The sequence below is a fragment of the Nostoc favosum CHAB5714 genome, from assembly GCF_020829495.1.
Lineage (GTDB): Bacteria > Cyanobacteriota > Cyanobacteriia > Cyanobacteriales > Nostocaceae > Nostoc > Nostoc favosum.
On the sequence record NZ_JAIVFQ010000066.1, the window covers coordinates 18,512 to 29,308 of the forward strand.

Consider the following 10,797-nt stretch of genomic DNA (forward strand, 5'->3'; position numbering starts at 1 on the left):
TGTTAGGAAACTCAAAAGGCAAACTATGAACAACTCAGAAGACTACACAGTTAATAACCTTGATTTCTATAGAAAGCATCATGGTCAGCAGCTTTACTATAGCTGGGAGGGAGAAGTCTGGTGGCAAGAAACAGGCGACCGCCAACGGGAGAAATTATTCTCTATTATTGGGATGAATGCAACCAAGGTTTTCATTAGTCCCGATCCTGAGTTTGACCAGGTGGGTTACCGGATCAATCGGGAGTTAGGTCTATTTTGCGATCCGCAGACCCAAGAAATCCTATATACATGGCAACCCGATTCCACTCGTCCTGCTGTAGCGATCGTGCATATTGCCAATCGCACAGTGCAGGGGGCTGTTCGACCGAAAATGACGGTGATTCCCAAAGGACAAGACTATGTTACCTCTGTCGTAGAAATTCCCCTGACCTATCCTCATCCATTAGCAGCAGATCCCAAATACCGAGATTATTGTGCCGGTGAAACCTTTAATGGGACAGAATACTTCACCAGTCACATTTCCCGACCAGGGGTGAAGGATCTTCCTCCAGCCACTTGGGCGCGAGACTGTCCCTGGTTACCCTGGATGAAACTGGGCTATGGTCATCCAGCCCGCTTACGATTTGAGACAACAACGACTCGGGTTGAATCCTTTGAACAACTCCATCCCAATCTGATTCAACTGATTCGCGAACAAGTGCCGATATATGAATTTACACCTGACCAGAGTAACGAACCAAATATGACTAGTACACTGTACTTTAAGCAGCACTTTGCCACTTACTTAAAAGGAGAACGCTTTCCCATTCCTGAAGGGCTTTGAGAAGGGTTTGAAACTGTAACTTAATTTCAGATTGTCAATTCTATGGATCTCAGTCAAATCGAAACTGATCTGCAAAACTCGGATTTTCAATACCGCTTGAAGGCGATCTCTGCCCTGCAAGATTATCCGGCTGATGTCGCTTTTCCTTTGCTCAACCGCCATATCCAAGACCCAGAGTTTCTGGTGCGAACCTTTGTTGCTAGGGAGTTGGGTAAGCAAAAAACTTCAGAATCCTTTGCTGCCCTGTTGCAAATTATGAAATTTGATAACACCCCAAATGTCCGCGCAGAAGCGTCTAATTCCCTGTCTTTGTTTGGCAGAATTTCAGCCTCTCATCTGGTGCAGACATTTTTACGAGACGATCACTGGTTGGTACGTCGCAGTATTTTGGCAGCCTTGGTAGAAATGGATTGCCCTGAAGAAGTTGTAGAGGTTTGTATTCTGGGGCTAGAAGGTGACGATGCCGCAGTGCAGGAAGCATCTGTAGATGCGCTGGGGTTATTGGCAACTTCCCGTCAGTCTGAGGTAGCTTTGTCCCAACTTCTAAACTTTAAAAATTCTGAGTCTGAATATATTCGGGTACGAGTTGCTTATGCCCTCAAGCACTTTAATACTCCTGAAGCCAAGGAAGCCTTGGCGCAACTGAGACAGGATGCCGATCATCGGGTGGTGGGAGCGGCAATGGAAAATTTAATCTCTTGAGGAGCAGGGGGACAAGGGGGCAGAGGAGGCTATTTACTGTTGGCTATTTACTGTTGACTGTTGACTGTTGACTGTTGACTGTTGACTGTTGACTGTTGACTGTTGACTTCCCCGTTTGCGTAGCGTCTCCAAGAGTTGGGGCTGACTCTACCTCCAGGTGGAGAAGAAAACTATTTCTTTGAGTTGTGCCTAACTCAGTGATGGACACCTATAATTTATCCATGCTTGTACAGCAATTCAACACAAAAGTCTAGAAATTTTGTAGCAATGTTGACATAAATTAATATTTAGACTGGCAGAATTGGGAAAGAGCAAACTGTGACTGAGTATTATTGTTTGCATCATAGGAGAAACAAATGGCTGAAATTCCCACCGGCGGTCAAATGCTCTGGAAATTGGAAGGGGACGATCGCGTTTTGCACCTGCGGCATAATTCTTCAGAGCCGTGGCGGCCGTATGAGGAATTTCCGCAGTATGTTCTACCCGACCCCCAAGGATTTTCTAAAGGAATTGCTACCTTTCTGGCTTTGCTGAAAAAAGATTGGACAGCTACTAAATCTTAAGAAGGGAACAGGGAATAAGACATAACTTTGAATTGTTTATCCTCTTTGTCCCCTTCAATTCTCAACATACTTCAATTAGATAGCCTTTCTAGACTGGCGCGTGTGGTGCGACGGGTTAAAGCATGAGGTGTATCTAGCTCTTGTGCAGGTTGGCTAAGGAGGCGCGATCGCATTTCGTCACTCAGGCCTTGAACATGGGTAAAATCTGCTCCTGCAATGCTTTCTAGATGCTCAAAATCAACGCCAGTCAAATCTGCTGCTCGTAAATCAGCTCCTGCGAGGTTGGCTCCATTTAACCGAGCATTGCGTAAAGATACTCCTGGCAACCAGGCTTTCCGCAAGTCAGCCTGACTTAGCCGCGCTCCCTGAAGATTAGCATGAGTTAAATCAGCCCCCCCCAAATATGCTCCCAACATACTTGCACCTTGCAAATCAGCATGACGCAAGTTGGCTGTATTCAGCTGGGCACCATTCAAATAGGCATTTGGCCCAATCGCTCCAGAGGATTTGTAATTAAAGCCTTCGGGAAACAGGGTTTGGCTATCATATATTGCCCCTAGCAGCTTGGTGTCGGTCAAAATAGCTCCCCGTAAATCTGCGCCACTCAGATCGACTCGGTACAAACAAGCTGCCTGTAAATTGGCATCCCTTAAAATCGCTTGGCACAGATCGGCTGCCCGTAAATCAGCACCACTGAGATCCGCAGCACTCAGATCCGCTTTGCTGAGATTCGCTCGAATCAAAGTAGCTTGATGCAAATTAGCTCTTTGCAGTTCTAAACCACTGAGGTTGAATTGATATAAATCTTCTTGAGTTAGAGCAAACCCTGCCTTGAGGACAGCCAAAACCTCTTGGGGTGTCTTGTGAGTTTCCCTGCTGATCATGGGTTGAAATCGTGAGATTATTTAGGGGTATTGTACCGCGATCCATCTACAATCATTAGGGTCTAAGAAAGGATGAAGAATCAAGGATAAAGGATCAAGGATGAATGGCACTAAGTTAAAATACAGCCTTTGCGCCAATAAGGTTCAGTTAAGGATAATACGTAGGTTGGGTTGAACATTCGTGTTACCCAACAAACCCCGACAAATGTTGGGTTTCGTTCCTCAACCCAACCTACGCAGTTTAAAGTTTTTGGCTCTAACCCAAGCGTATTTCTTTACAAGCGTGCCATTCGATCAAGGATGAAATAAATTTTTTCCTAATTGATGCCCATCCTTTGATATTTCCTATAATTTCAGACTTAATCCTAGCCTGCGGCAAGCCGCTTCTCTACGAGACGCTACGCGAACGCGTCTACATCCTTCATACTTCTTTTCCCCTGTTTTATTAGAGGATCAGCTATGCCTTTTGTACCACCAATGACCATGATGGAGTTTTTCCGTAAGAGTGAAGGGGTCTGGTTTACCCAGCGCACGGTGCATCACTTTGATACAGTGCCGGATCAATCGGGAGAATCAAAGCTTTATGTAGGCGCGATCGCACTTGATGACCCACGGATAAAAGCAATCTGCCAGCCGCAAGGTATCGATCCAGCTAGTGCTAAAGGAGGTGCTAGCTTTATGTGGCAAGAACATGACGACGATCAAGAACCCAATCCGGATCGTGTTGCTGTCTTAATTGATGTACCAGATGATGAAACAGGGCGATCGGGAAAATTGCTTCGTAACCAAGGCTATGTGGAAAAAATTCCGGTAGTTAGCCGTTACTGGTTTGGACAAGATGGCATTTTAACCATCGATACCGAATATGAAACCAACCAAGGTCAGGAACGCTGCTGGTTCATGACCGATGATTTTCGGGTGCGCGTCAGCACAGTGCGGATGATGAATGGAGTGTATTTGATGACCTATTGTTCTGAACGACGCTATTTAACAGAGGCGAATTTAGCACAAATGGTGCAACATAATTTATCTAGAGCATCCGTATAATCACCTGCCCGCTCATAATCTTGAAGGACTTGCTGTCGGTTCTAGGCCATAATTCTGGCGATCGCCATCAGTAGGCATTGCACCATCGCCTAATCCTAACGTTAAGGATCGTTACTTTGTTTAACATATTCGAGACGGCGAATCTGGGAATACCCTATTGTCTGGGGTTAAGGCAAATTAGTCTATAAATTTTATGTATAAGTGCTTCCTTGAGCATCTGGAACAATGGCTTTTGCAACGGTTTACATTAGAGAGTCGCCCAATTCCCCCAGGGCTAGAGTATCAGGTGAGCGATCGCGGCAGAAATCCCGCCACAATTCAGAGTTGGTGCTATCAGTGCCCACAATTGCGGAAAATCCGCTACACATACATTGATGCAGGCGCAAGTGCCCAGATTCTTAATAGTGTGATTTATCCCAGTCATCACTATGATTTGCCCTTACTCGGCATTGATTTTCTCTCTTTCGGTCAGGTGAAAAACCTGATTGTAATGGATTTCCAGCCTTTATTTCAAGATGAAGCTTACTTGAGGAAGTACATACATCCATTGCAGACATTGCATGATAAATATCCAGACTTGGCACAAGGCTTGGAAATGAAATTTTACGATGCTAATCAGTACTTCTCAAAATATCTCTTATTTGCCAAAACCGATGCAGAAACAGTAAGAACGAGAGTCTTTGAGGCATTCAAAGACTATCTGAATTTGTACTGGCAGATGCTAGCCCAAGCTAAACCTCTGAGCGACCAGTCAGACATTCAACGGATTGTCAAAGCCCAAAAAGACTACGATCAATATAGTGCCGATCGCGATCCTGCATCTGGTTTATTTAGTAGCTACTTTGGACATCAATGGTCAGAGCGATTTTTGCATGAATTTTTGTTTGAGGATGCTGTGCCATTAGTAGCTAATACAGCCAAATAGTGATTTAAATCTAAATCACCACAACAGAATATGGTGATTGTTAATTTTGAATTTTGAATTTTGAATTGGGAGCGAAGCAACGTTGACTCTCTATCAGCCATTTTTAGATTACGCGATCGCGCTTTTGCAGGAACGTTTGAATTTGCAGCCTTATGCAATTCCTCAAGGGTTTGAGTCGAAGCAAGCAACAGTGGGCAAAGGCAAACATCACCAAGAGGTCTTAACGACTAGCTATGCCTATCAAACTACCAAACTCCGGCAAATTCGAGCCGCCCATGTACAGGGGGGTAACTCACTTCAGGTATTAAATTTCGTTATTTTCCCCCATCTGAATTACGATTTGCCCTTCTTTGGCGCAGATTTAGTTACCTTGCCAGGAGGGCACTTAATTGCCCTCGATATGCAACCCCTATTTCGGGATGATTTGGGGTATCAGGCAAAGTATACCCAGCCTATCCTGGCAACTTTTCACGCACATCAGCAGCATCTACCTTGGGGGGGCGACTTTCCCGAAGAAGCCCAGCCCTTTTTCTCACCCGCCTTTCTCTGGACGCGCCCCCAGGAAACTGAGGTAGTGGAAACCCATGTGTTTGCAGCGTTCATTGACTATCTACAAGCCTACCTGGATTTTGTTGACCAGGCGCAACCGATAACCGACTCCAAATATTTAGCAGACATTGAACAGGCTCAACTGCGTTATCTCCGCTATCGAGCAGAAAAAGACCCAGCACGGGGAATGTTCACCCGTTTTTACGGTGCTGAGTGGACAGAAGAATATATCCACGGGTTTTTATTCGATTTGGAAAGAAAGCTGGCATCAGCGATTAGATGAAGCAATACCAATTTTGGATTTTGGATAATGGAATTGAAAATCTTGATTGATAAACTCTTCTATAAGTTTGAAACAAGATTACCTATCCGAAGTTGGTATCAAAGGTAGAACTAGGACGATCAAAAAGGTTTGTCCGTTGATGACTGAATCTGAGAAAATCGAACATGGGCATTTTAAATCGACTTTTAGGAAACACAACGGATATGGCTGATACTACAGAACTCACCTCAAGCGCTCAAACCAGCCTTGAAGAATTGACAGAAGCGATCGCTGAATTAGAAGAATATCGGGAACGCCTGGTTAACGATACCTTGTCAATGGCACAGCGTGCCAAAATTATGAAGGCACAAGCACTTGCTAGCCTGCAACCTCAGCTTACCCAGCTAGACGCAACTCTTGAGTCACTACGACAGCAGCAATCTACTCTGACATCTGGTAACTAGATCATTTAACAATAACGGTGATAGGGAATTTGTCATGAGTCAATCGCTCAACTTTGAAGCTCCAGCAGTGGATGATCCTATCCTGCGAGTGCAAGCTGAAAATGATGATCTGGTTCAGAGGGTAAATGAGCAGATTACACTAGAAACCTTCGATTCTACAGATCAAAAAGTTCTTAAACAATTAGTGGAGGGTTTAGGAGATCCACGGGGATTGGTACGACTGCGGTTTGCCGAAACCTTGGGTGAAATTGGTGAAGCAGCAACGCCATTTCTCGTAGAAGCACTGGCAAATCACTCCAATGTAGTTGTGCGGCGGGCTGCTGCCAAGACACTCACTATCATATCTGACCCGCGTGCTGTGCCAGACTTGCTTCACGCTTTTCTGAATGATGAAGATAGGGTAGTCAGAAGTTCAGCCGCCGGGGCGTTGGCTAGAACAGGAGAAGCATCTGTACCAGCGTTGCTGGAAATTTTAGCATCAGACGAGCATCCACAGGATATTAAGGGTCATGCCGCATGGGCGTTAGCGTTTATTGGCTCGGAAGCAGCAGACCATTTATACAAAGCATTGAATGCCGCCTCTTTGGATGTCCGATGTGCTGTGATTGGGGCCCTTGGTCATGTGGCGCAAGAGCAGTCAGACGAAAAGTCCTGCAACCTTCTGGTTTCTGCTCTGACTGACAAGGAAGCGCTCATCCGCACTGAAGCAGCCGCAGCCTTGGGACAAGTTAATTATCCTCCCTCTGTGCCGCATTTAATTTTGGCAATTCAAGATACTGATTTAGACGTGAGGAAGGCAGCAATCAATTCTCTCGGTAAAATTGGCGATCGCAGTGCATTAGAATCATTACAGCCGCTACTTAATGATGAACAAGAGGTGGTGCGGGTTCTGGCTAAACTAGCGATCGCGCAAATTCAACGCCAGTCCAAAGCAGATGATTGGTAATCTTCCCGTTCAGCTGCTTGCTGCCTCTACCAGCATCTCATTCCCAGTCGATAGCCTGAATTCAGAGAAAAAGAAATTAACAGAAAATAGTTTGTCAGACCAAAGGGACTTGCGCGAAAATAAAGTCAGTAGACCGAAAAGTTTTGCGTTAGCGTTCGCGGAGCGTCTCGTAGAGAAGCTCACCGAAGGTATCGCTCTATAATGAATACCTGTAAACCTGATTGTTGTCTGAAAAACTGTACTTTTTGATACAATTTTTGGTTAACTAGCAGTATTATTATTGACTTCATCAGCAACGGTTGATAAATTGATGATTTATGCTGTTTTTTGATTCATCAACCGTTTCTTCAATACTCAGATTAAGGGAGATGACTAGGTAATGCATTCACCTTTTATGCATATATAGTTGCATGAATGATACCGTGCGATCGCATGAGTATGTATATATTTTTGCAGAAAACTGCAAAAATATAATTCTGATATATGCAATATTGTACCGTGCGATCGCATAATTGTACGTGCCATTTTGCAGAAATGTTTATGTTTTTACACATTTGATATGCTCTCATCTTATTCATTTTATTGAAATAAAGGGAGCGGTATAACCAAATTTATTTCTACATGACGGATGGCTACTTACAACACTCTGCGGAAATACTCACGGTACAAATTGCACCTAGGCATTACCTGATTGTCCTGTTGATGCACTAATCCCAAACTGTGCAACTTATAAATCTGCATTGAATCTAATTCCACTGGCTCAAGTGAAGTGACCACCTTTTTTAACGCTTCTTTTAAACCTTGAGTCTCTTCCGAGTGCAGCATTTCTAAGTACCACCGCAGATGGTTGCTGTAAATTCCCGCTTCTGTGGAAGCATCTTGTAATAGCTGCTTTAGCGTTGTTTTTGTAGTGTAAACTTCGTACATTGCTAACCGCAGCAGATAAGGATGTCCTCCCACTATATTCATCAATTCATTTACCTGAGTATCATTCCAATTCAGTCCATGAAGGTGAGCCAAATCTGTCACCTGCTTGTGGTCAAATTCCAACAACGCCACTGGTAGCCCCGCATTAAAAGGAGATTGGTTCATGTCTAAGGGGATATAAACTTCGGTAGAATGTGCCATTACCAGCCTTAGTTTTTTCCATTGCTCAGAAATTTTCCCTTTCTCATGCCAGCTTCGCAACATCCCAAAAAAGTCTTCAATCACTTGGTTATAGGGAAAAATCCGATCAACTTCATCTAACCCTAATACCAAAGGACAATCTATTTGTGGCAATAAATACTCCTCAAAGTACACTGTGCAGTTATAGTTACTACCTAAAATTTCTGCATCCCAATAATCTTTTAACCGATTTTCTAACTTTAACTTCCGACCAACCATTAAACACAACCAAAGCACGAACTTGTCCAAATTCGTTAAAATTGCTCGCTCTACACTACTTAAATCTAAATATACTGTTTGACAATTCTGGGATTCAGCATAAGCTAGAATCCTGGTAAGCAATGAAGTTTTACCCATCAGCTTCGGTGCTTTAATCCGAATTAGGGAAGCGGGTTTGACCACTGTCTCGTAACAAACAGACTCTAGGGCATCTCGCTTTACATAAAAAGGAGAACCCAGAGGAACTGAACCGTCTGGAAACGTTAGCTCTGCTAACGAGGATTTTGGCTGCTTGACATTACTATCAATATGTGGAGGTTGTTGCCTTTCTCCACCTCTCTCCAACGCTCCTTTAAAATTACTCTTTGTTACCTCTTCTCCTAAAGCTTCTGAAAGCTTTCGCCACAGATGAGGGCCCACATCTCCTCTGAGGTAGTTTACAGAGAGATGGTATTGCTCTGCCATCTTTTCATAAGTCAGACCCTCCCACGAGCCTCGAAGCACATCTGTTTCAATATCTTTGAGGTGTTCTTCAAGATTATTGAAGACAATTTGCTCGGCAACCTGTTTAGCTTTTTCCCAGGTAAAGGCTGATTTTGAGTTCACAGAAAAGTTCACAAATGATTTAGGACTGCTATATATTACGCTAAAGTTAGGTTCTAAAACAAATTACCAGCAGCAACATTAACTAATGAATCAGGATGAGTGATTGGCAAGTCACCAAGGAGTTGCCAGAAAAATATTCCGCCTAGACCTTGTTCTTCAACATAATTAACTTTTCCGAGGACTGATTGTTTATCTTCGTAGGTACTAAACTCTTGTTTTTGAGAATTATAAATATAGGGAACTTTGGCACTATCATCCCAGTAATATTGATATCCATTTGCACCCACTTGATCATGGATATCTTTATACAAAAGTGGATCATTTACTGAGGTAGCACTTTGAAACAATCCATCATTATTAGAACCAGGTTTCACTCCCGCCCAAGTGGGACTGTAGAGAGGAACTCCTAAGACAATATCCTTAGCTTCAACACCAGCACTCAAATACTTTTTAACTGACCAGTCAGCATTGAGTTTGTCGCTGTTATATGATTGATCGCTGCTACTTTTATACAAAGCAGCTTGGTGATTGGTTGTGTTTTCCCAGGTACCGTGGTAGTCGTAGGTCATTACGTTGATAAAGTCAACATATTCAGAAGTAGTTTTCAAAACAGTTGAGTTTAAATCGTAAGGAGCATCAGCGTAATCTGATGGAGACAATTGATAGGGAGAAGCAGAAAGGGCAGTAGTCAGCAGATATTTCTTTCCATCTGTAGTAGATGCGTTATTAAGCTGTTGACGTAGCTCACCCAGCAATTGAGTGTAATTACTATTCTCCTCTTTCTTAGGAAATTCCCAATCAATATCGATGCCATCGAAACCATTACTTTTCATGAAATTGATAGCAGATTGGGCGAAAAATATCCTAGATTGTGCCGTAGAAGCTGCTAAGGAAAAATCATTTTCTCCTGCACCACCGATAGAAATAAGGATTTTTAGCTTGGGATTTTGAGCTTTGAGAGATTTTAGTACATTAATGTCACCATCCTCACCATCTTGACTCAGGTTCACGTTACCTTGTGTATCAACATCTGCAAAGGCGTAGAACAAATGTGTTAGTTTATTAACCGGAATAGTTGCAGTATTAGTAGTATTACTAATACCCCACGAAGGTAAGTAACCAGCTACAATATACTGATTATTCATTGGAGGTGGTGTTGTCTGATTATTAGCTAAGGCTACATAAGTTCCATCTTGAGCAAAACCAACAATATCAGCTTTGGCATCACCATTCACATCACCAAGCTGGCGTGGCTTTTGGTCAAAGCTATTCCAACCACCTTTATTAACAGTAAAATTATCATTTATGGCTACAAAAGCTTCACTAAAAGTTCCATTACTTTGACCAAGAGATACAAAGACATTATCATATCCAAAACCAACAATGTCTGCGCGATTATCACCATTCACATCAGCAAGTTGACGTGGATATTTATCAAAGCTAGTCCATCCCCCTTTATTGAAAGTAAAATTATCATTTATGGCTACAAAAGCTTCACCAAAAGTTCCATTGCTTTGACCAAGAGATACAAAGACATTATCATATCCAAAACCAACAATGTCTGCGCGATTATCACCATTCACATCAGCAAGTTGACGTGGATATTTATCAAAGCTAGTCCATCCCCCTTTATTGAAAGT

At 43.1% G+C, this 10,797-nt stretch carries 12 protein-coding genes; 8 read left to right on the top strand and 4 right to left on the bottom strand.

The window, feature by feature from the left end:
- Window positions 1-25 precede the first annotated feature (25 nt).
- Both LC586_RS28555 and LC586_RS28560 read left to right on the top strand, forming a co-directional pair.
- The gene (locus LC586_RS28555; RefSeq protein WP_229488588.1) at window positions 26-823 is read left to right on the top strand and encodes a DUF1838 family protein; all 798 of its coding nucleotides are present in this window, start codon (window positions 26-28) and stop codon (window positions 821-823) included.
- 42 nt (window positions 824-865) lie between these two features.
- Window positions 866-1,525: a HEAT repeat domain-containing protein gene (locus tag LC586_RS28560; RefSeq protein WP_229488589.1), complete on the top strand. Its 660-nt coding sequence runs from the start codon at window positions 866-868 to the stop codon at window positions 1,523-1,525.
- A gap of 43 nt (window positions 1,526-1,568) precedes the next feature.
- On the opposite strand, the gene LC586_RS28565 is transcribed toward LC586_RS28560, so the two are convergent.
- Window positions 1,569-1,733, bottom strand: a complete 165-nt coding sequence (locus LC586_RS28565; RefSeq protein ID WP_229488590.1) for a hypothetical protein — start codon at window positions 1,731-1,733, stop codon at window positions 1,569-1,571.
- A gap of 148 nt (window positions 1,734-1,881) precedes the next feature.
- Between LC586_RS28565 and LC586_RS28570 the strand changes: the two genes are divergently transcribed.
- Entirely contained in the window at window positions 1,882-2,088 is a 207-nt protein-coding gene (locus LC586_RS28570) for a hypothetical protein (protein WP_229488591.1), read from the top strand.
- A 71-nt stretch (window positions 2,089-2,159) separates the two neighbouring features.
- On the opposite strand, the gene LC586_RS28575 is transcribed toward LC586_RS28570, so the two are convergent.
- On the bottom strand, window positions 2,160-2,972 hold the full coding sequence (locus tag LC586_RS28575) for a pentapeptide repeat-containing protein (RefSeq protein ID WP_229488592.1): 813 nt from the start codon (window positions 2,970-2,972) through the stop codon (window positions 2,160-2,162).
- Window positions 2,973-3,431: 459 nt separating this feature from the next.
- Here LC586_RS28575 and LC586_RS28580 point away from each other — a divergent pair, with 459 nt between their 5' ends.
- The 5 genes from LC586_RS28580 to LC586_RS28600 all read left to right on the top strand — a co-directional run bounded on the left by LC586_RS28580 (window position 3,432) and on the right by LC586_RS28600 (window position 7,165).
- Entirely contained in the window at window positions 3,432-4,019 is a 588-nt protein-coding gene (locus LC586_RS28580) for a phycobiliprotein lyase (RefSeq protein ID WP_229488593.1), read from the top strand.
- Window positions 4,020-4,212: 193 nt separating this feature from the next.
- Window positions 4,213-4,944: a 15,16-dihydrobiliverdin:ferredoxin oxidoreductase gene (locus tag LC586_RS28585; protein WP_229488594.1), complete on the top strand. Its 732-nt coding sequence runs from the start codon at window positions 4,213-4,215 to the stop codon at window positions 4,942-4,944.
- A gap of 82 nt (window positions 4,945-5,026) precedes the next feature.
- On the top strand, window positions 5,027-5,776 hold the full coding sequence (locus tag LC586_RS28590) for a phycoerythrobilin:ferredoxin oxidoreductase (RefSeq protein ID WP_229488595.1): 750 nt from the start codon (window positions 5,027-5,029) through the stop codon (window positions 5,774-5,776).
- Window positions 5,777-5,940: 164 nt separating this feature from the next.
- Window positions 5,941-6,219, top strand: coding sequence for a DUF8630 family protein (locus LC586_RS28595; RefSeq protein ID WP_229488596.1), 279 nt, complete (start codon window positions 5,941-5,943; stop codon window positions 6,217-6,219).
- Window positions 6,220-6,253: 34 nt separating this feature from the next.
- A complete protein-coding gene (locus LC586_RS28600; RefSeq protein WP_229488597.1) occupies window positions 6,254-7,165 on the top strand; it encodes a HEAT repeat domain-containing protein in 912 nt (303 codons plus the stop codon).
- A 636-nt stretch (window positions 7,166-7,801) separates the two neighbouring features.
- Here LC586_RS28600 and LC586_RS28605 read toward each other — a convergent pair.
- The gene (locus LC586_RS28605) at window positions 7,802-9,157 is read right to left on the bottom strand and encodes an AAA-like domain-containing protein (protein ID WP_229488598.1); all 1,356 of its coding nucleotides are present in this window, start codon (window positions 9,155-9,157) and stop codon (window positions 7,802-7,804) included.
- Window positions 9,158-9,210: 53 nt separating this feature from the next.
- The coding region (locus tag LC586_RS28610; RefSeq protein WP_229488599.1) for a glycosyl hydrolase family 18 protein at window positions 9,211-10,797 on the bottom strand (1,587 nt) is incomplete at its 5' end.